We start from the raw sequence: 19,491 nt of genomic DNA, 5'->3' as shown, positions 1-19,491 counted from the left end.
ACCCGGGCACGGCTCGGCGACTGACAGGCTGATCGCATGGCCGACACCCCGATCTCCGCCGAGGACCCGACCGCGATCATCTCCATGACTGAGGCGCACTGGCCCGAGGTCGCGGCGGTCTTCGAGACCGGCATCGCGACCGGGCATGCGACGTTCGAGACCGAGGCTCCGACCTGGGAGGCGTTCTCCGCTGCGCGGCCGGCCGAGCACCGGCACGTCGCCGTCGATGCGGCCGGGCGCGTGCTGGGGTGGACGGCGGTCTCGCCGATCTCGACGCGGGCCGTGTACGCGGGCGTGGTCGAGCACGGGCTCTACGTGCATCCCGACGCGCGTGGGCGCGGCATCGGACCGCGGCTGCTCCAGGCGCTGATCAACTCCACCGAGGAGGCCGGCATCTGGACCATCCAGTCGGGGATCTTCCCCGAGAACACCGTCAGTCTCGCCGTGCACGAAGCCGCCAGGTTCCGGGTCGTGGGGACCCGCGAGCGACTGGGGCGCATGCGGGTCGGGCCGATGGCCGGGCAGTGGCGCGACGTCGTCCTGGTGGAGCGGCGGAGTGCGTTGGCGGGGGTCTGAGGTCGGCGGCGGGTAACTGTCGCCGCGTGACTCACCGGGTCTCGCGGCTCGTCGCTGGCGCTCCTCGCACCTCGACCACCGGAGGAAGCCCAGGGCGGGCGGCATTGACCTCTGCCACTGCTCGCAACACAATATGAATCATGTTCATGATTAACCTTCTGAGCAGCCCCGCGTGAGCACCCACCCCGACCCCGAGCGCCTCGGGGGCTACGCCTGGACCACCCGCACCCGGGGCCGGCTCACCCGGCGCGAGCGACTGACCCTGCTCGGCGCGATCGCGACGTCCCAGCGCGACTACCTGATGCACCGGGTGCGGCGCGACCGTCCGCGCACGACGCCGCATCCGCACGACCGCCCGATCGTCGCGCCCGACAGCGCCTTCGCCCGCGCGATCGAGGAGGCGGCGGCCGAGCAGAACCCGGTGATCCTCACCCACAGCTACCGCTCGTGGATCTTCGGCCGCGCCCTGGCCGACGTCGACGGCACCGAGGTGGACGACGAACTGCTCTACGCCGGCGCACTGCTCCACGACCACGGCCTCGTGCCCGCGGTGCCCGGCGAGGACTTCACCCTGCGCAGCGCCCGCCGCGCCACCGAAGCCGCCACCGCCGTCGGCCTGGCGCCGGAACGGACGGCGTCCCTCGCCGACGCGATCACCGTGCACACCACTCCCGGCGTGACCATCGCCCGGGACGGCGCGCTGGGCTACTACATCCAGAACGGCGCGATGGTCGACATCGTCGGCCAGCGCATCTGGGACCTCCCTGCCGACCTCGTGGCCGACACCCTCGCCCGCTACGACCGCGCCGGCTTCACTCGCGGTCTCGGCGGCCACTTCACCGACGAGGCCCGGGCCGTGCGGGGCGGCCGCTTCGCGCTCGTGCGCCGCTGCGGCTTCGTCCCCCTCATCCGCCTGGCCCCCTTCGAGCGCACAGCGAAGTAGCGGCGCAGTGATCGGCTGATCGGTCGACGCTCGGGCATCTGGTTCGATGGCGCCGTCGAGAGGAGGGGCCATGGCGGGATCAGCGCATCTGCGACGCACCCCGACCCAACAGCGCAGTCGCGAACGGGTCGACCGGATCCTCGACACCGCTGCCGCCATCGTCGGCGCCGAGGGCATCGACGGCCTCAAGGTCAGCGAGATCGCCCGGCAGGCCGGCGTCCCGCTCGGCACCGTCTACCAGTTCTTCGCCCGCAAGGACGACATCGTCTACGCGCTCGCCGAGCGGTTCGTGGCGAGCTTCGAGGAGGTGCTCACCGGCGTCCTCACCCAGCAGGACGCCGTCCCGCACTGGCGCGAGCTCGTCGACCTGCTGCTCGACACCTACGCCGAGCATTACCGCAGCCAGCCGGCCCTGCGGGAGCTGTGGATCGACGCCCGCTTCGACCCCGAGTTCCTGGGCGCCGACCACGAGCAGAACAACACCCGCTTCGCCGCGACGGTCGCCGCGCTCATGGCCGAGCACGCGCTCGTCGACGAGCAGCAGCTCACGCTGATGGTCTACGTGACCTGGGAGGCCTGCCAGGCCCTGCTGGAGACGGCCTTCCGCGCGAATCCGGACGGCGACGCGGCGATCATCGAGCAGACGAAGGTGCTCGCCGTCCGCTACCTCGCCCCCGCGTTCGAAGCCGGGGCATGAGAGCCGCATCCTCCGTCGAGGGCCACGACACCAGCGGGGGACGGCACCTCACCTCGGCCGCCGACGTGCCTTCTAGCCTGGAGCCATGCGCGCCCTCGTCGTCGCCCACGACCACGCCTCGCCCCACGGCCACGTCGGCCGCCGCCTGACCGAGCGCGGCTTCACCGTCGATCGGCACCTCGTCGTGCCCGAGGAGCGCTACGCCGAGCCCGGCGTCACCACCGACTTCCCCGACTTCACCGGCTACGACGTCGTCGTGCTGCTCGGCTCGCCGTGGGGCGTGTACGAGAAGGAGAAGCTCGGCGCCTGGCTGCTGCCCGAGCAGGAGCAGCTGCGCGCCGCCGACGCCGCCGGCACCCCGGTGCTCGGCATCTGCTTCGGCGGGCAGCTGCTCGCCGACACCCACGGCGGCTCGGTGGCGCCCTCGCCGCACCCCGAGATCGGGTTCGTCGAGGTGGCCGTCAGCGCGGACGGCGAGGGCCTGGTGAGCGGCGGACCGTGGTTCGAGTGGCACTTCGATCGCTGGGAGCTGCCGCCGGACGCCGTCGAGCTCGCCCGCAACGACGCGGCGTCCCAGGCGTTCGTGCTGCGCCGCAACCTCGCCGTGCAGTTCCACCCCGAGATCGACGCCGACGGCGTGCAGGCGTGGATCGACAACGGCGGCGCAGCCGAACTCGCCGAGCGGGGCATCGACGCCGGCGAGCTGGTGGACGGCGTCCGCGCGACCGAGACGGCGTCCTACGCCCGGGCCGCGGCGCTGGTGGATGCGTTCCTCGAGCGGGTGGCCGGGCTGGAGTGAGCCCGCGGGTCAGCGGGTGAGGTCGGCCGACGCGCAGCCGCCGCTGTCGCCCGCCTGGCGCACGCTCATCGGCGCCGTGTTGTAGGTGGCGTAGGCACCCGAGTCGGCGTCCTCGACGCACAGGGTGAACTCCACCTGGTCGGCGTCGTAGCGGTAGCCGGCCACCTGCAGCGGCGCCGCCGGCGTCAGCCCGAGTTCGTCGATGCGGGCCACCGCCTCCTCCAGCGTCATCGGGTAGGTCTCGCTGCGCACCGCCGACTCCAGCTGCGGGGCGATGGAGCTGACCGCGTCGATGGCCGGCTGGGAGGACGCCGAGGCGCCGGAGTCGGCGCCGGCGGCGTCGGTGTCATCGGAGCAGGCGGTGGCGCCGAGCGCGACGACGGCGAGCAGGACGACGAGGGGCAGACGCGTCATGGCGTCGAGCGTAGGCAGCCGATGCCAGCGTCCCGGCCGACCGCGGGGTGGCCGGCATCAGGCGCACGTGTGGCGCGAAACCTGATGTTGTGGGGCGAAGCTTCGCCCATCAACATCAGGTTTCCCCGGCTGACCGGGGAAACCTGCAGCCCCACCCGGCCGAGATGACTCAATGACTATTGAGCTATCGTTCTCCACGTGACCACCCTCCGCGTGCAGCGCCTGGCCGCCCTGGCCGAGCCCACGCGCCTGGAGGTGGCCGACCGGCTGGCCCTCGGCGACGCCTCGCCGTCCGAGCTCGCGACAGCACTCGGGCTGCCGTCCAACCTGCTGGCCCACCACCTCGCGGTGCTCGAGGAGTGCGGACTGGTCACGCGGCACCGCTCCCATGCCGACCGGCGCCGCACCTACTTACGCCTCGACGCCGGCGCGCTCGGCGGCCTGCTGCCGCTCACCCAGCCTGCGCCTACGGGCACGCCCGCCCGCCGCGTCGTCTTCGTCTGCACCGGCAACTCCGCCCGCTCGCAGATCGCGGCCGCGGCGTGGCGGCGCAGCAGCAGCCTCCCGGTCGCCTCCGGCGGCACCCGTCCGGCCGCCTGCATCGCCCCCGGCGCCGTCGCCGCCGCCCGCCGTCACCGCCTCGACCTCACGGCCAGCGCCCCGCGCGGACTCGGCGGACTGCTGACCGACGGCGACTTCGTCGTCACCGTCTGCGACGCCGCCCACGAGGACGCCGCCGCGCTCGCCGCCCACGCGGAGGGCCACCATCTCGCCGGCACCAGCCACTGGTCGGTGCCCGACCCGGTGCCCGTCGGCACCGACGCCGCCTTCGACGCCGCCGTCGAGGAGATCACCGCCCGCGTGGCCGACCTCGCCGTCCGCCTCGACCCGAGCCCCACCCACCCGACATCCCGCCACGGAGACACCGCATGACCCCCGCCCCCCTCGCCCGCCGCCTCGTCGCCGAGGCCGTCGGCACCGCCCTGCTCGTCGCGGTCGTCGTCGGCTCCGGCATCGCCGCGCAACGCCTCTCCCCCGACGACATCGGCCTGCAGCTGCTGGAGAACTCCACGGCCACCGTGTTCGGGCTGACCGTGCTGATCCTGCTGTTCGGTCCGGTCTCGGGCGCCCACTTCAACCCGGTCGTCTCCGCCGCCGACTGGCTGCTCGGACGCCGGGCCGGCACCGGCCTCGCCGGCTCGGACGTCGCCGCCTACGCCGTCGCCCAGACCGTCGGCGCGATCGCGGGTGCGGTGCTGGCGAACCTGATGTTCGACGTCGAGGTGACGCGCCTGGCCACCACCGAGCGCACCGACGCGCAGCTGCTGCTCGGCGAGGTGGTGGCGACGGCCGGGCTGGTCGCGCTGATCTTCGCCCTCGCCCGCACCGGACGCGGCGCGCTGGCCGCGCCCGCCGTCGGCGCCTACATCGGCGCCGCCTACTGGTTCACCTCCAGCACCTCCTTCGCCAACCCCGCCGTCACGATCGGCCGGGTCTTCTCCGACTCCTTCGCCGGCATCGACCCCGCCTCGGTGCCCGGCTTCCTCGCCGCCCAGATCGTCGGCGGCGCGCTCGGCCTCGCGCTGGTGCGCTACCTCTACCCGGACGTCGCCGCAGCCGCCGACGACGTCGTCGTCCCGCACACCGACAGGAGCACCCTGTGACCTCCGACCACACGCCCACCGTCGTCTTCGCCTGCCGCGCCAACGGCGGCCGTTCGGTGGCCTCCCGGCTGCTCACCGAGTACTACGCGCAGGGGCACGTCATCGCTCTCTCGGCCGGGACGACGCCGGGCGACCACATCCACCCCGAAGTGGCCGCCGTCCTCGAGGGCCTCGGACTCGACACCTCACGGGAGTCGCCCAAGCTGCTCACGCCCGAGACCATCGCCGCCAGCGACCTGACCATCACCATGGGCTGCGGCGAGAACTGCCCCTACGTGCCCGGCGCCACCTACCGCGACTGGCCGCTGGACGACCCCAAGGGCCAGGACGACGCCACCGTGCGCCGCATCGTCGCCGACATCGACGGCCGGGTGCGCGCGCTCATCGCGGAGCTCGCTCCCGACCACGAACTGCCGGCGTCGCTGCTGGGGAGCTGATCGGTCCCCCCGGCCCGCTGTCGGGTGCGGGGGTCTCGCGGCTCGCTGGCGCTCGCACCTCGACCACCGACGGGGGCGGTCGCCCCGACAGGGGGCAGGTACCCCTCCGGTCGTTGAGGTGCTAGCGCAGCGAGCCTCGAAACGCCCGACGGCCAAACGACCCGCCGTACGGCCGCCTTTCGGGTGCCGGAGTCTCGAGGCTCGCTGGCGCTCGCACCTCGACCACCGATGAGGCGCGCTCCACCCCTTCGCGCTAGGCCGACCATCCGTATCCGGGGTCACGGCGCGTCGGGTTAGGGTGGCGAGAGCCCGATGGCCCCCAGCGCACGGGTAGCCGAGGGAGTGTCGCGTGACCCAGCTCGACACCGACCCCGCCGCGCATTCCCCGGCCTATCCCCCGGCCGATCTGAGCACCTGCGACCGCGAGCCGATCCACATCCCGGGCGCGGTGCAGCCGCACGGCGTCCTGCTGGCACTGGAGGAGCCGAGCACCCGCATCGTCATGGCCTCGGCCAACCTCGCCGAGCTCCTGGGCGTGCCGGTCGAGGAGGCGCTCGGGCGCACGCTCGCCGACCTCGTCGGGTCCGGCGCGGCCGAGCGGGTCATCGCGCACCTCGACGCCGTCCGCGGCGAGCCGCTGACCCTCGCGCTGCCACACGTGGACGCCGATCCGGAGGGCCGCGGCAGCCTGCGCGGCGAGTGGGTGGAGATCGCCGTCCACCGCTCCGCTGAGCGCATCGTCGTCGAGCTCGAGCAGGTCACCGACGACGCCGGCATGCTCAGCTACCTCTCGGCGCGCTCGGCGATGGCCCGGCTCGTCGACGCCCGCAGCGTCAGCGGTCTCGCCGACCGGCTGGCGCAGGAGATCCGCTCGGTCACCGGCTTCGACCGGGTGATGGTCTACCGCTTCGACCAGGACTGGAACGGCGAGGTGATCGCCGAGGACAAGCGCAGCGACCTCAACTCCTTCCACGGCCTGCACTACCCCGCCACCGACATCCCCGCGCAGGCCCGGCGCCTCTACACGGTCAACTGGATCCGGCTCATCGCCGACATCTCCTACCGCCCGGTGCCGATCACGCCGGTGCTCGACCCCGCCACCGCAGCGCCGCTCGACCTGTCGTTCTCGACGCTGCGCAGCGTCTCCCCGATCCACCTGGAGTACCTGGCCAACATGGGCGTCACGGCCTCGATGTCGGTCTCCCTCATCGTCGACGGCCAGCTGTGGGGCCTCATCGCCTGCCACCACTACTCCGGTCCGCATCGCCCCGGCCACGAGGCGCGCGCCGCGGCGGAGTTCCTCGGCCAGATCTCCTCGCAGATGATGGCCGAGCGGGAACGCTCCGACCAGCGCGAGGCGCTGTTCCGCGGCCAGACGCTGCTGGCTGAGCTCACCACGACGATGGTCGCCTCGGGCGACGACGTGCTGACGACCCTCGTCGAGCATCCGGCGACCCGCGAGATGATCGGCGCCGGCGGCGTCGGCCTCTTCTACAACGGCGAACTGATGTCGGCCGGGAACGTCCCGCCGCCCGAGGCGATGTTCCGCATCGCCCGCGCCCTGCGGCGCTCGGACGGCGAGGCGGCGTCGTCCCACCACCTCGCCTCGCTCGACCCCGAGCTCGGCGCCTACGCCGACACCGCCGCGGGCGCCATGATCGTCGGCAGCGCCGACGACCGGTGGTTCGCCTGGTACCGCCCCGAGATGCCGCGCGTCGTCGACTGGGGCGGCGACCCCGCCAACGCCAAGCTCTACGAGCGCGAGGGCGAGGAGGTGCGGCTCTCGCCGCGCAAGTCCTTCGACAAGTGGCGCGAGGTCGTGCGCCTCCAGAGCCACCAGTGGACGCCGGGCGACCACGACCTGGCCAACGCCGTCCGCGCCCACACGGCCGGACTCCTGCTGCTGCGCGCCCGCGGACCCATCGCCGTGGCCGAGTCGCTGCAGCGCACGATGGTCACCGACGTCGTCCGCGAGGTCGCCGGATACGAAGTGGCCTCGCGCTACCTGCCCGCCGCGGAGTACCAGCTGGGCGGCGACTGGTGGGACCTCCTCGAACTCGAGGACGGCCGGGTGGCCTTCGTCGTCGGCGACGTCGCCGGGCACGGCGTCGACGCCGTCGCCGCGATGACCCAGATCCGCACCGCCCTGCGCGCCTACCTCTTCACCGGCATCGCACCCACCCAGAGTCTCGACCAGCTCGACCGGATGATGGCCGGGCTCATGGGCGACCAGGTCGCCTCGGCGCTGCTCGTCGTCCTCGACCCTGCGAGCGGCGCCGTCGAGATCGTCAACGCCGGCCACCCCGCGCCGCTGCTCTACGGCGACGGTCCGGCCCGCGTGATCGAGGGCGTCTCGCGCCCCCTGCTCGGCATCGGCGACGGCGTCTCGGTCGCCCTCACCGCCACGCTGCCACCCGGCGGCACCCTCGTCGCCTACACCGACGGGCTCCACGAGCGCCGCGACCGCGATCTCACCGAGACCCTCGAGCAGGTGCGCGCCGGCGGCGAACCCGGCCCGGCCGACGGCGACCTCGTCGCCTGGACGACGCGCCTGCTGGGCATCGTGCCGGGCACCCAGGACGACGACACGACGGTGCTGGTGGTCCGGCGTCCCCGCTGACGCGGTGTCAAGCCCTTCCTTGCCCCCGGTGCAGACCACCAACCGTTCCGGGCACAAAGACCCGGTTCACGCCGGGACCACTGGGCTACCGTCGAAGGGTTCTTCCGGGTCCGCCGTCCCGGAGGAGCGGGCTGGAGGGGCCCGCGGGGGAGGGGCGAACCATGAGCATCGGTGCATCCGCACACCATCCGGCGTATCCGCCGGTCGATCTGACGAGCTGCGAGCGCGAGCCGATCCACGTGCCCGGCGCCATCCAGCCGCACGGCGTCCTGCTCGCGATCGAGGAGCCGTCGCTGCACCTGGTGATGGCCTCGGCGAACATCGGCGAGCTGCTCGGCGTCCCCGCCGAGATCGCCCTGACCCTCACCCTGCCCGACCTGCTCGGGGCCTCGATGGCCACCCGCGTCGTCGACCAGGTGGACGCCGTCCGCGGGGAGGTGCTGACGCTGCCGATGCCGCACGTGGACGCCGACCCGCACGGCGAGGGCACGCTGCGGGGACGCTGGGTCGAGCTCGCCCTGCACCGCTCGGGCAAGCGGGTGATCGTCGAGATCGAGGAGCGCCACGAGGAGGGCGGGACCCTCGGCTACGCCACCGCCCGCTCGGCGATGGGGCACCTCATCGGCACCCGCACGGTGCGGTCGCTGGCCGACCACCTGGCGGCCGAGATCCGCAGCGCCACCGGCTTCGACCGCGTCATGGTCTACCGCTTCGACCCGGAGTGGAACGGCGAGGTGATCGCCGAGGCCAAGCGCGGCGACCTCAACCCCTTCCTCGGCCTGCACTACCCGGCCAGCGACATCCCGGCCCAGGCGCGACGGCTCTACACGATCAACTGGATCCGCCTCATCGCCGACGTCGCCTACCGGCCCGTGCCGGTCGTGCCGATGCTCGACCCCGACTCCGGCGACCCGCTCGACCTGTCGTTCTCGACGCTGCGCAGCGTCTCGCCGATGCACCTGGAGTACCTGGCGAACATGGGCGTCACGGCCTCGATGTCGGTCTCGCTGATCGTCGAGGGCCGGCTCTGGGGCCTGGTCTCCTGCCACCACTACTCCGGGCCGCACCGGCCCAGCCACGAGGTGCGAGCGACCGCGGAGTTCCTCGCCCAGGTCGCCTCGCGCATGCTCGGCGAGCGGGAACGCGCCGAGCAGCGCGACGCGGTGCTGCGCGACCGCGACCACCTCGCCCGGCTCACCACCGCGTTGGCCGCCGCCGACGACCGGTTCCTGGAGACCTTCGCCGACCATCCCGCCGCGCTGGCGATGGTCGGCGCAGGAGGGCTCGTGGTCGGCCACGACCACACCTCGGTGAGCGTCGGGGAGGTGCCGCCGGCCGACGTCGTCGCGCGCATCCTCGACCTGCTCCGCCGCGAGGACGGCGCGGCGTCGTCCCACGACCACCTGGCCACGCTCGACCCCGACCTCGCCGCACACGCGGGGACGGCGGCCGGTGCGCTGGTCGTCGGGACGGCGCCGGGCCCGTGGCTGGCGTGGTTCCGGCCCGAGCTGCCGCGCATCGTGGAGTGGGGCGGCGACCCCGCCAACGCCAAGCTGTACGCCGGCGAGGGCGAGGACGTGCGGGTCTCGCCGCGGCGCTCCTTCGACCGCTGGCGCGAGGTGGTGCGCGGCCGCAGCCGCCCGTGGACGGCGTCCCACCACGAGATCGCCCGCGCGGCGCACCTGCACACCGTGGGCCGGCTGCGGCTGCTCTCGCACGAGCAGATCACGGTGGTCGAGCGCCTCCAGCGCACCCTGGCCAGCCAGGTGGTGCAGCAGATGGCCGGTATCGAGGTCGCCTCGCAGTACGTGCCCGCCACCGCCCACCGGCTCGGCGGCGACTGGTGGGACGTGCTCGAACTCGACGACGGCCGCCTGGCCTGCGTGGTCGGCGACGTCGCCGGACACGGCATCGAGGCGGTGGCGGCGATGAACGAGATCCGCACCTCGCTGCGCGCCTACCTGTTCTCGGGGTCGCGACCCGCCGGCATCCTCGACCAGCTCGACCGGCTCATGGCCGGGCTCATGGTCGACCAGGTCGCCTCGGTGCTGCTGGTCGTGCTCGACCCCGACACCGGCGAGCTGGAGATCATCAACGCCGGCCACCCCGCGCCGCTGCTCTACGGCGACGGCCCGGCACGCATCCTGCACGGCATCTCCCGGCCCCTGCTGGGCATCGGGGACGGCGAATCGCAGGTGCTGCGCGCCGTCCTCCCGCCCGGCGGCACGCTCGTGGCCTACACCGACGGCCTGCACGAGCGCCGCGACCGCGACCTCGCCACGACGATGGAGGAGCTGCGCCGCGCCGGCGAACCGGGCCCGACCGAGGCCGGCATCGGGGCCTTCGCCCAGCAGCTCCTCGACGTCGTCCCGGGGGCGCACGACGACGACACGACGGTGCTGGTGGTGCGGCGTCCGGCCTGAGGGCGGCCGACTGCGGGTCGCGACCTCACCCCGCCAGCACCTCGCCCCCTCCCCGGTGGACCAGGGAGGGGGCGGGTGCGTGGGGTCGATCTGTCCGATATCCGGAGGTACTTCTCAGGGGAAACTGTCACTTCTCAGGGGATGTTTTCCCTGAGAAGTGAGGGAGTCACCGGTGCACCGGTGATTCCGACACACCCCTCAGCGGGCCGACCCGTCCGAGAACGCGACCTCGGCGGCGAGCTCCCCGGTGCGGGCGTCGACCCAGCCGCGGGCCGGGGAGTACTCGAGCACCACGTCGGCCTCGACGGCCCACAGGGTCACCCAGCGGTTGGCCACCAGGCCGTGCAGCGCGGGCACGCCGCGGACGGCGTCCAGCACCCGCTCGCGCGGGGCCTCGACGGCGATGAGCGGACGGGCCGGCAGGTGCCGCAGGGCGGTGACGGCGGCGGGGTCGGCCGGGTCGAGCGGGGTCAGCGCCTGCCAGGGCAGGCCGATGGCCAGGTCGCCGGCCCGACCGCGCACAACCCCGATGTCGCCGACCACGTTGTGGGTGGTCTTGTCGCCGGCCCCGAACAGCTCGGGATAGGCGGCCGACTGGGCGTAGCAGGCCATGATGCCGGCGGCGACCAGACCCGGCCCGGCGAGCGCGTCGCGCAGCAGGGTCGGCTCGACGCCGTCGTCCTCGTGGCGGTAGTCGAGCTGGAACCAGCGGGCGCCGGGCTCGGGGATGCGCGAGCGGCCAATGAGGAGACCGTGCGCACCGGCGAGGCCCCACTCGGGCATCGGCTCGGCGCCGTCCGCACCGCGCAGCAGCGGGTCGGCCGACCCCGGCAGGTCGACGCTGCGCTCGGCACGGGCCCGGGCGGCGGCGGCCTCGAGGTCGCCCTGGAGGGCGACGATGTCGGGGTGGTCGGACTCCACCACCACGACGTCGGCGGTGGTGTCGTGCCAGGCCGGCACCGCGGTAGCCCGCGGCGGCACCACGATGCCGAGCTTCGGCAGCTCGGCCCGCACGGCCGGGTCGTCGAACCAGGCCGCGAAGACGGCCGCGTTCAGCACACCCGGGTTCGCACCGCAGGCGCCGCAGTCGTAGGAGGCCGCGTAGGCGTTGTTCGCGGTGGTCGCGCCGTGCCCGACGACGAGCAGGACGGCGCCGAGCTCGTCGTCCAGACCGGCCGCCCGCAGGACGGCGGCGACCCGCTCGGCCTTGGCCCGCGGCGTGATCGGGACGCCGTGGGTGTCGCACACCTGGGCGGTGTCGATGTCGGGCAGCCAGTCGGCCGGGCGCGGCCGGGCCGGGCGACGCAGCACCCGGCGGGCGGCCTCGACGAACGCGGTGCCTGCGGCGATCAGGCCGCCGACCTCGGCGTACCCGAGCGCGGCCAGCGGGTCCCGACCCGCGGCGGTGGCGCTCCAGCCGGCGCTGGGGGCGACGGCCGCGGCACGGAAGGTCAGGTCGGGGTCGAGCAGACCCGGCGCGCGGGCGACCCGGGTGCCGTCGGGGTCGGCCGCCTCGACGGCGATGCCGAAGAAGCCGGCCACACCGTGGGTGCGGTGGCGCCGCGGACCGGGCAGCGACTCCAGGTGCCGGCGCAGCGGCGCCGAGCGGGCGTCGAGGCACCACAGGCTGTGCACCACCGCGGAGCGGTCCTCCACCCCGGTCGTGGGGCGCGGGGCGGCCGCGAGCAGCCGCTCCTGCACCACGAGGTCGAGGGCTCGCTGGAACACCGCGAGCAGGCGGCGCGCCTCGCCGGCACCCTCCTCGAGGACGGCGGGCCGGGTGGCGTGCGGGGCGTCCTCGGGGGTCAGCAGCAGCTCGTGGGCGGCGAGCAGCGCGCACAGCTGGACGACGGCGTCGGGGCTGCCGCCGTGCTCGACGCGCCAGCGGGCGTGGGCGGCCCAGCCGGGCAGGCTCGCGAGCAGACCCGCGAGGTGGGCGAACAGGTCGAGCGGACCCTCGCCGGCCGCCTCGGCCCGGCGCCGCGCCTCGGCGTGCAGCAGCGCGAGGGCGAGCATCGGGTCCTCGGGCAGCGCGGTGGCGGCGGCGCGGATGCCCCGCACCCCGAGCACCAGGTCGGCACCGGGCCGCCGGGCGGCCTGGAGCCAGTGGCGCCAGGGGTCGGCCTCGATGCCGCGGGCGTCGGTGCGGCCCCAGGCCTGGGCGCACCAGTGGGCGGCCTGCACGAGGTCGGCGGTGCGGCCGCGGACCGTGGACGCCGCGGCAGGCGCGGTCTCGACCAGGGCGCGGGCGTAGGTGACGACGTCCTCGGGCGGTAGGCCGTGCCAGGCGGTGGGCAGCCGGTGGTCGGCGTCGAGGTCGGCCAGCGCGCGGCGCAGGTGGACGTCGCTCAGCACGCCGTCCGCGTGCAGCACGAGGAGGCGACGCAGCAGCGCGCGCGGGTCGCGGCGGTGGAAGCGGTCGAGCATCTCCTCGGCGGTGTCGACGTCGAAGCGCTCGAGGCCGTCCTGCGGGGAGACCGAGATGGCGAACCGCAGCGGCCAGTTCGGCGCGATGGTCGAGGAGGCGATGCGCACGGCCAGGCGCACCCGGTCGGCACCGCCCTCGGCGCGGTAGTCCTCGCTGGTGGAGGAGTCGGCGATGCGCTCGGCCAGCCGGCTGCGCCGGGTCCGCACGCTCCAGCCGGGCAGCGCCAGCCGGGCCCGCAGGCCGTCGAGGGCGGCGGCGTCGACGATCCGGGCCGAGCCGGCCAGCGCCGCGAGGGCGAGCACGACGAGGGCGAGCCCGCCGAGCAGGCCGTCGGGCTCGCCGAGGGCCCCCTCGAAGGTCGACTCGAGCAGGTGCTCGGAGGCCAGCACGATGCCGGCGAAGGCGACGACCGCGACCAACGCGGCCAGCGGGCGGCTCCAGCCGGCACCCGACCGCTGAGCGGCCAGGCCCGCCTGGAGGGACGCCGCGGCGACGGCGCCGACGAGCACCGCCGGCACGGCCAGCACGGTCACCGGCAGGTGGTGCGGCAGGGCGAACCCGGTGGCGACGGCCGCGGCGAGGGCGGCGACCGCGACGACGATGCGGCGTCCGGTCGGGAGGGCGGCGACCTGCGGGGTCTCCCGGGCGCGGGTGACCGCGCCGCCGGCGCCGAGGAAGAGCCAGGCCTTCCACCAGGCGTGCGCGATCACGTGCACGAACGCGGTGGCGGGCAGGCCGATCGCGGCCTGCACGGTCGCCAGGCCCATCTGGGCGCTGGTGGAGGCGGCGAGGCGGCCCTTGACGTCGGTGCGGCCCTGCTGGGCGAGCACCGCGGCGAGCACGGTGAGGCCGCCGATGACGGTCAGGGCGGGGGCTGCGGCACCCGGGAGGACGTCGCCGTGGAGCAGGAGGAGCAGGACGCCCCCGTTGACCACGCCGGCGTGCAGCAGTGCGGAGACCGGGGACGGCGCCTCGGCGGTCTCGGGCAGCCATTCGCCCAGCGGCACCAGGGCGCCGCGGCTGACGACGGCCGCGACGAGGGCGAGCACCGCGACCGGCTCGGGCAGGGCGTCGCCGCCGAGCGCGAGGAGCCACAGGCCGACGTCGCCGATCGCGAGGGAGGCGACGACGCGGCGGGCGGCGTCGCGGGAGAGCGGGGTGCCGACGTGGTGCACCAGACCCGCGATGGCGAGACCGCTGAGGGTCCAGCCGGCCGCGAAGCCGACGAGGGTCGGCGAGGCGGCCATCGCCACGAGGGCGGCGAGCGCGAGGGCGAGGAGGGCGGCGAACCGGGGCACGCGCGCCTGGCCGCGCAGGTTGGTCGCGGAGAACCGCGCGACCACCGCGCCGAGGCAGAGCACGTGGACGGCGAGGACGGCGGCGACCAGGCGCGCGCCGTCGGGCCAGGTGCCGGCGATGAGTCCGTGGACGACGGTGGCTGCGAGACCACCGGCACCGAGCAGGGCGAGGGAAGCAGCCGCGACGGCGACCGATCGGAGCGAGTTCATAGGAACATGAATACAGGAAGTGCAATTCATGTGTCTAGATTCGTGAGTGTGGCGTGGGCCATAGCACTACACTCGGTCCGTGCCGGAGCTGACACCGACGTCCGATCGGCCGTGGACCTTCCTGAGCAACCACGGTCACGTCCTCGTGGCTCTGAGCCGGGACCCGAGCGCGCGCCTGCGCGACATCGCGGACACGGTCGGCATCACCGAGCGCGCCGCCCAGGCGATCGTGCGCGACCTCGAGGAGGCCGGCTACGTGACCAAGGCCAAGGTCGGACGCCGCAACGAGTACCGGCTCCACCCCCACCGCCGCCTGCGGCATCCGGCGGAGTCCGACATCCCGATCAAGTCGCTGCTGGGGATCTTCGACTAGGCGCGGCGCGCGGGCGTGCCCCCGCGGCAGAACCTTGCACTCGGCGTACGAACCTTCGTACGCCCACCGAAAGGTTCGGCGGCCGGCCGCTGAAGCTTCGGCGGTCGGCCGCCGAACCTTTCAGGCCGCCACCCGCCCCCGGGCACTCTCCAGCAGCTCCACGGCGGCGTCCCGGTCGACCCGGGCCAGCACCATCGAGGAGACGACCAGACCCGCGATCTCGACGGCGAGCGCCGATCGGGCGGCGTCGTCGAGCTCCGGTCGCGCGGCGGCCAACCCGCGGACGACGGCTCCGCGCAGCTCGCGGTGGTAGCCGGCGATGACGGCGCGCACCCCCTCGTCGTGCACGAGATCGGCCCCGGCGGTGTTGACCAGCAGACAGCCGAGGCGGACGTCGTCGGCGCCGGCCGCGACGGCGTCCCGCAGGCCGCCGAGGTAGCCGTCGAGGGCGTCGGGTGCGACTGCGTCCTCGCCGTCGTCCCCGAGGGCGGCGATGCGGGGCCGCACGACCTCCTCGAGGTAGCTGGCGACGGCGGCGTCGAAGAGGCCGCGCTTGGAGCCGAAGGCCGCGTACAGACTGGAGCGCGCGAGACCGGTGGCCGCCTCGAGGTCGGGCACGGAGGTCTCGGCGTAGCCCCGGCGCCAGAAGACCTCGCGGGCGGCGGCGACCGCGGCGGCGGTCTCGAAGGTGCGGGTGCGGGCCATCACGCCTCCTTTTCTGTAACGACCATTCCAGTATAGTCGGGGGTGAGCCACAGCCCGGAGATCCCGGGCATCCCGATCCACGAGGAGGAGCGCCATGCGCGCACTCACCCACGACACCTTCGGCGACCCGGCCGAGGTGCTCACCGTCACCGAGGTCGCGGACGCCGGTGAACCCGGCCCCGGCCAGGTGCGCCTGCGCATCGTGCGCGCGACCATCCACAACCACGACCTGTGGACCGTCCGCGGCACCTACGGCTTCAAGCCCGACCTGCCCGGCGCCCGCTCCGGCACCGAGGCCCTCGGCGTCGTCGAGGCGCTCGGCGAGGGCGTCACCCACCTGAGCGTGGGTCAGCGCGTCGTGGCCGGCGGCGTCTTCGGCGTCTGGGCCGAGCAGGTGCTCGCGCCCGCCGCGGCCCTGCTGCCCGTGCCCGACAGCATCGAGGACGGCGCCGCCGCGCAGCTCGTCTCGATGCCCTTCAGCGCGGTCTCGCTGCTCGACTTCACCGGCCTGGAGGCCGGCGGCTGGCTGATCCAGAACGCCGCCAACGGCGCGGTCGGACGCCTCGTCGTCCAGTTCGCGCGCGCCCGCGGCATCAACGTCGTCTCGCTCGTGCGCCGCGAGGCCGGCGAGCAGGAACTCGCGGACGCCGGCATCGACCGCGTCGTCTCCACCGACCGCGCCGACTGGCGCGACCGGGTCGAGGCGATCACCGGCGGCGCCCCGATCACCGTGGCCGTCGACTCGGTGGGCGGCCAGGCCGCCGCCGACCTCCTCGGCGTCCTCGCCGTCGACGGCACGCTCATCTCCTTCGGCGCGATGAACGACGGCGTCATGCTCATCCCCTCGGGCGACGTGATCTTCAAGCAGGCCACGGTCAAGGGGTTCTGGGGCTCGGCCGTCTCCAAGGCGATGGCCCCCGAGCGCCGCACCGCGCTGCTGCGCGAGGTCGTCGAGCGGGTCGCGTCCGGCGAGGTCACCCTCGGCGTCGAGGAGACCTTCCCGCTCGAGAAGGCCGCCGACGCCGTCGCCGCGCACTTCCGGCCCGGCCGGGTCGGCAAGATCCAGCTCGTCCCCTGATCGGCTGCCGACAGCTCACACCTGGACTCACACCGGCAGGTGGGAGCCCATCAGCACGGTGCGGTCGCGCGGGAGGGCGAAGTGCTCGGCGGCGTCGGCCGCCACGTACGAGGTGGCGATGAACAGCCGCTGACGCCAGCGCGGCAGCGGACTCTCGCCCCCGGGCACGAGCTCGACCCGCGAGACGAAGTAGGTGGCCCCGGCCAGGTCGAGCCGGCCCTCGCTCTGCTCGGCGTCGAGCAGGGCGAGGGCCCGCGGGACGTCGGGGGTCTCGGCATAGCCGAAGCGCAGGGTCACGTGCACGATGCCGTCGTCGCGGTGCCCGAGGTCGTCGACGACGACCCGCTCGGACTCCGGCACCCGCGGCACCACCTCGGTGGTCACCGACACGATCGCGACCTGGCGGTGGCGCACATGGTTGTGGGCCACGTTCGCCCGCAGCGCAAGCGGTGCGGTGGCGCTGCCCCGGTTGAGGAAGATCGCCGTCCCCTCGATCACCCCGACATGCGAGGCGGGGTCGAGCACCTCCTCGACGAACTCCGGCAGCGGCCCCTCCATCGCGACCCGCCGGGCGGTCACGACCTCGCGGCCCCGCTGCCAGGTGGTCATCACGACGAACGCCGTGACGGCGATGAGCAACGGCAACCAGGCGCCGTGCACGAGCTTGGTCATGTTGGCGGCCAGGAAGAGCACGTCGATGGCGAGCAGCGGGGACGCCGCGGCCCACAGCGCCCAGGCCGGCAGGCGGCTCGACCGCGAGACCACGTGGAAGTAGAGGATCGTGGTGATGAGGATCGTGCCGGTCACCGCCATGCCGAACGCGTAGGCCAGCGACGCGCTGCTGCGGAAGGCGAGGACCAGCGTCAGCACGGAGACGAAGAGCAGCCAGTTGATCCACGGCACGTAGATCTGGCCGTGGGAGTCCTCCGAGGTGTGCAGCACCCGCAGCCGCGGCAGGTACCCGAGCCGCGCGGCCTGGGCCGCCACCGAGAACGCGCCGGTGATGACGGCCTGCGAGGCGATCACGGTGGCGGCGGTGGCCAGCACGACCAACGGGATCTGCGCCCAGCCGGGCGTCAGCAGGAAGAACGGCGCCCGGATCGTGGTCGGGTCGTCGAGCACCAGCGCCCCCTGCCCGAGGTAGCTGAGCGCGCAGGCGGGGAAGACCAGGGCGATCCAGCCCAGCGAGAGCGGACGCCGTCCGAAGTGCCCCATGTCGGCGTAGAGCGCCTCGGCGCCGGTCACCGAGAGCACGATCGCGGCCAGGGCGAAGAACGCGAGGTCGAAGTGACCGGCCAGGAAGCCGACGGCGTAGGTCGGCGAGAGCGCGCGCAGGATGGCCGGCTCCCGCACGATCCCGTAGATCCCGCAGGCGCCGATCGCGACGAACCAGCCGATCATGACCGGCCCGAACAGCCGGCCGACGGCCGCCGTCCCGAACCGCTGCGCGGCGAAGAGCAGCACGATGATGACGGCCGTGATAGGCACGACCCAGCTCTCCAGACCGGGGTCGACGACCTTGAGCCCCTCGACGGCCGAGAGCACCGAGATGGCGGGGGTGATCATGCTGTCGCCGAGGAAGAGCGCCGCACCGAACACGCCGAGCGCGGCGAGGCCGACGGTCACCCGGCCCGCCGCCCGGCCGGAGTTCGCCCACCGCCGCAGCAGCGTGATGAGGGCCATGATGCCGCCCTCGCCGTCGTTGGAGACCCGCATCGCCAGCAGCACGTAGGTGATCGTCACGATCGCCATCACCGACCAGAAGATCAGCGACACGACGCCGTAGACGTTCTCGGAGGAGACCGGCACCGGGTGCGGGTCGTCGGGGTTGAACACCGTCTGGAGGGTGTAGATCGGACTCGTGCCGATGTCGCCGAAGACGACACCGAGGGCACCGACGACGACCGCGAGACGCAGCGTGTCGGAGGCAGGGCGCGGGGTGGTCACGGTTCGCGACCCTAGGCGGCACGCGGACGCCGTCCGGTCGATCTTGACGGCATCCTGACATGTCGCGTCGGCCACGCCGGCGCGCGCGATGCGGCAGGGTGGCCCGCATGACCGCTCAGCCCGACCCCACCCTGCTCGCCGGCGAGATCGCCCTCGTCACCGGTGCGAGCTCCGGACTCGGCGCCCGGTTCGCCGAGCTCCTGGCCGCGCACGGCGCCCACGTGGTGGCCGCGGCGCGGCGCACCGACCGCCTCGCCGAGCTCGTCGGCCGCATCGAGGACGCCGGCGGCCGCGCGAGCGCGGTGGCCCTCGACGTCACCGACGCCGCCTCGATCACCGCGGCGATCGAGGAGTGCGCCGGCGGCGTCGGCGTCCCGGGGATCCTCGTCAACAACGCGGGCATCCCCGACGCCCGCCGCGCGCACCGGATGCCGCTGGAGGTCGTCGACACGGTGCTCGACACCAACGTGCGTGGGCCGTGGCTGCTCTCCACCGGTGTCGCGGCGAAGCTCATCGAGGCCGGACGGCCCGGCCGCATCGTCAACATCTCCTCGATGGCCGCCTTCGTCTACACCGGCGGTGCGGCCGCGCTCTACTCCACCGCGAAGGCAGCGGTGAACCGGATGACCGAGGCGCTCGCCGTGGAGTGGTCGGCGCACCGCATCAACGTCAACGCCATCGCCCCCGGCGTGTTCGCCTCGGAGATGACCGACGGCATGATCGCCCGCATCGGCGACCCGTCGGGCGCCTTCCCGCGCCAGCGCATCGGCCTGCCCGAGCAGCTCGACTCGACCCTGCTCTACCTGGTCTCCCCGGCCTCGGAGTGCGTCACCGGCACCGTCGTCCGCGTGGACGACGGGCAGCTGTCGCGCTGAGGAC

Annotated in this window: 16 protein-coding genes; 12 read left to right on the top strand and 4 right to left on the bottom strand. The window is 74.1% G+C overall.

Going from position 1 to position 19,491, the window contains the following annotated elements:
* Positions 1–36 precede the first annotated feature (36 nt).
* The 4 genes from ABD671_RS21335 (at position 37) to ABD671_RS21320 (ending at position 3,015) form a co-directional block, all read left to right on the top strand.
* On the top strand, positions 37–576 hold the full coding sequence (locus tag ABD671_RS21335; RefSeq protein WP_344735530.1) for a GNAT family N-acetyltransferase: 540 nt from the start codon (positions 37–39) through the stop codon (positions 574–576).
* Between the two features lie 172 nt (positions 577–748).
* A complete protein-coding gene (locus ABD671_RS21330; RefSeq protein WP_344735529.1) occupies positions 749–1,519 on the top strand; it encodes an HD domain-containing protein in 771 nt (256 codons plus the stop codon).
* Positions 1,520–1,589: 70 nt separating this feature from the next.
* Positions 1,590–2,216, top strand: coding sequence for a TetR/AcrR family transcriptional regulator (locus ABD671_RS21325; RefSeq protein ID WP_344735528.1), 627 nt, complete (start codon positions 1,590–1,592; stop codon positions 2,214–2,216).
* An 85-nt stretch (positions 2,217–2,301) separates the two neighbouring features.
* Positions 2,302–3,015, top strand: a complete 714-nt coding sequence (locus ABD671_RS21320) for a type 1 glutamine amidotransferase (RefSeq protein ID WP_344735527.1) — start codon at positions 2,302–2,304, stop codon at positions 3,013–3,015.
* A 9-nt stretch (positions 3,016–3,024) separates the two neighbouring features.
* Here the strand turns inward: ABD671_RS21320 and ABD671_RS21315 are convergent, their stop codons facing one another.
* Positions 3,025–3,429, bottom strand: a complete 405-nt coding sequence (locus tag ABD671_RS21315; protein WP_344735526.1) for a hypothetical protein — start codon at positions 3,427–3,429, stop codon at positions 3,025–3,027.
* A 198-nt stretch (positions 3,430–3,627) separates the two neighbouring features.
* On the opposite strand from ABD671_RS21315, the gene ABD671_RS21310 reads away from it, so the two are divergent.
* The 5 genes from ABD671_RS21310 (at position 3,628) to ABD671_RS21290 (ending at position 10,573) form a co-directional block, all read left to right on the top strand.
* Complete coding sequence (locus ABD671_RS21310) at positions 3,628–4,362, top strand: arsenate reductase/protein-tyrosine-phosphatase family protein (protein ID WP_344735525.1); 735 nt, start codon at positions 3,628–3,630, stop codon at positions 4,360–4,362.
* Positions 4,359–5,093: an aquaporin gene (locus tag ABD671_RS21305; protein ID WP_344735524.1), complete on the top strand. Its 735-nt coding sequence runs from the start codon at positions 4,359–4,361 to the stop codon at positions 5,091–5,093. The genes ABD671_RS21310 and ABD671_RS21305 overlap by 4 nt, the downstream gene beginning before the upstream one ends.
* The gene (locus ABD671_RS21300) at positions 5,090–5,530 is read left to right on the top strand and encodes an arsenate-mycothiol transferase ArsC (protein WP_344735523.1); all 441 of its coding nucleotides are present in this window, start codon (positions 5,090–5,092) and stop codon (positions 5,528–5,530) included. The genes ABD671_RS21305 and ABD671_RS21300 overlap by 4 nt, the downstream gene beginning before the upstream one ends.
* 349 nt (positions 5,531–5,879) lie before the next feature.
* Positions 5,880–8,150, top strand: coding sequence for a SpoIIE family protein phosphatase (locus ABD671_RS21295; RefSeq protein ID WP_344735522.1), 2,271 nt, complete (start codon positions 5,880–5,882; stop codon positions 8,148–8,150).
* A 161-nt stretch (positions 8,151–8,311) separates the two neighbouring features.
* Positions 8,312–10,573 carry a SpoIIE family protein phosphatase gene (locus ABD671_RS21290; protein WP_344735521.1) on the top strand — a complete coding sequence of 754 codons (2,262 nt, stop codon included), beginning with the start codon at positions 8,312–8,314 and terminating at the stop codon, positions 10,571–10,573.
* Positions 10,574–10,771: 198 nt separating this feature from the next.
* On the opposite strand, the gene ABD671_RS21285 is transcribed toward ABD671_RS21290, so the two are convergent.
* Complete coding sequence (locus tag ABD671_RS21285; RefSeq protein WP_344735520.1) at positions 10,772–14,509, bottom strand: putative inorganic carbon transporter subunit DabA; 3,738 nt, start codon at positions 14,507–14,509, stop codon at positions 10,772–10,774.
* Between the two features lie 79 nt (positions 14,510–14,588).
* On the opposite strand from ABD671_RS21285, the gene ABD671_RS21280 reads away from it, so the two are divergent.
* The gene (locus ABD671_RS21280; protein ID WP_344735519.1) at positions 14,589–14,882 is read left to right on the top strand and encodes a helix-turn-helix transcriptional regulator; all 294 of its coding nucleotides are present in this window, start codon (positions 14,589–14,591) and stop codon (positions 14,880–14,882) included.
* A gap of 120 nt (positions 14,883–15,002) precedes the next feature.
* On the opposite strand, the gene ABD671_RS21275 is transcribed toward ABD671_RS21280, so the two are convergent.
* Positions 15,003–15,587, bottom strand: a complete 585-nt coding sequence (locus ABD671_RS21275) for a TetR/AcrR family transcriptional regulator (protein ID WP_344735518.1) — start codon at positions 15,585–15,587, stop codon at positions 15,003–15,005.
* Between the two features lie 94 nt (positions 15,588–15,681).
* Between ABD671_RS21275 and ABD671_RS21270 the strand changes: the two genes are divergently transcribed.
* Complete coding sequence (locus tag ABD671_RS21270; protein WP_344735517.1) at positions 15,682–16,665, top strand: zinc-binding dehydrogenase; 984 nt, start codon at positions 15,682–15,684, stop codon at positions 16,663–16,665.
* 27 nt (positions 16,666–16,692) lie between these two features.
* Here ABD671_RS21270 and ABD671_RS21265 read toward each other — a convergent pair whose 3' ends face one another.
* Positions 16,693–18,612 (bottom strand): potassium transporter Kup, encoded by a 1,920-nt coding sequence (locus ABD671_RS21265; RefSeq protein ID WP_344735516.1) that lies wholly within the window; start codon positions 18,610–18,612, stop codon positions 16,693–16,695.
* Positions 18,613–18,719: 107 nt separating this feature from the next.
* Here ABD671_RS21265 and ABD671_RS21260 point away from each other — a divergent pair, with 107 nt between their 5' ends.
* The gene (locus tag ABD671_RS21260) at positions 18,720–19,487 is read left to right on the top strand and encodes an SDR family NAD(P)-dependent oxidoreductase (RefSeq protein WP_344735515.1); all 768 of its coding nucleotides are present in this window, start codon (positions 18,720–18,722) and stop codon (positions 19,485–19,487) included.
* Positions 19,488–19,491 lie beyond the last annotated feature (4 nt).

It is taken from the genome of Nocardioides fonticola, from assembly GCF_039536805.1.
Taxonomy (GTDB): Bacteria; Actinomycetota; Actinomycetes; order Propionibacteriales; family Nocardioidaceae; genus Nocardioides; species Nocardioides fonticola.
The sequence above is the reverse complement of the archived record's forward strand: the minus strand, read 5'-3'. Positions and strand labels throughout refer to the sequence as shown.

Excerpts from the sequence above, each read along its gene's own strand:
- ABD671_RS21260 (WP_344735515.1), top strand. The coding sequence starts at position 18,720 with ATGACCGCTCAGCCCGACCCCACCCTGCTCGCCGGCGAGATCGCCCTC.
- ABD671_RS21285 (WP_344735520.1), bottom strand. The coding sequence starts at position 14,509 with ATGAACTCGCTCCGATCGGTCGCCGTCGCGGCTGCTTCCCTCGCCCTG.
- ABD671_RS21325 (WP_344735528.1), top strand. The coding sequence starts at position 1,590 with ATGGCGGGATCAGCGCATCTGCGACGCACCCCGACCCAACAGCGCAGT.
- ABD671_RS21305 (WP_344735524.1), top strand. The coding sequence starts at position 4,359 with ATGACCCCCGCCCCCCTCGCCCGCCGCCTCGTCGCCGAGGCCGTCGGC.
- ABD671_RS21275 (WP_344735518.1), bottom strand. The coding sequence starts at position 15,587 with ATGGCCCGCACCCGCACCTTCGAGACCGCCGCCGCGGTCGCCGCCGCC.
- ABD671_RS21315 (WP_344735526.1), bottom strand. The coding sequence starts at position 3,429 with ATGACGCGTCTGCCCCTCGTCGTCCTGCTCGCCGTCGTCGCGCTCGGC.
- ABD671_RS21335 (WP_344735530.1), top strand. The coding sequence starts at position 37 with ATGGCCGACACCCCGATCTCCGCCGAGGACCCGACCGCGATCATCTCC.
- ABD671_RS21270 (WP_344735517.1), top strand. The coding sequence starts at position 15,682 with ATGCGCGCACTCACCCACGACACCTTCGGCGACCCGGCCGAGGTGCTC.
- ABD671_RS21320 (WP_344735527.1), top strand. The coding sequence starts at position 2,302 with ATGCGCGCCCTCGTCGTCGCCCACGACCACGCCTCGCCCCACGGCCAC.
- ABD671_RS21290 (WP_344735521.1), top strand. The coding sequence starts at position 8,312 with ATGAGCATCGGTGCATCCGCACACCATCCGGCGTATCCGCCGGTCGAT.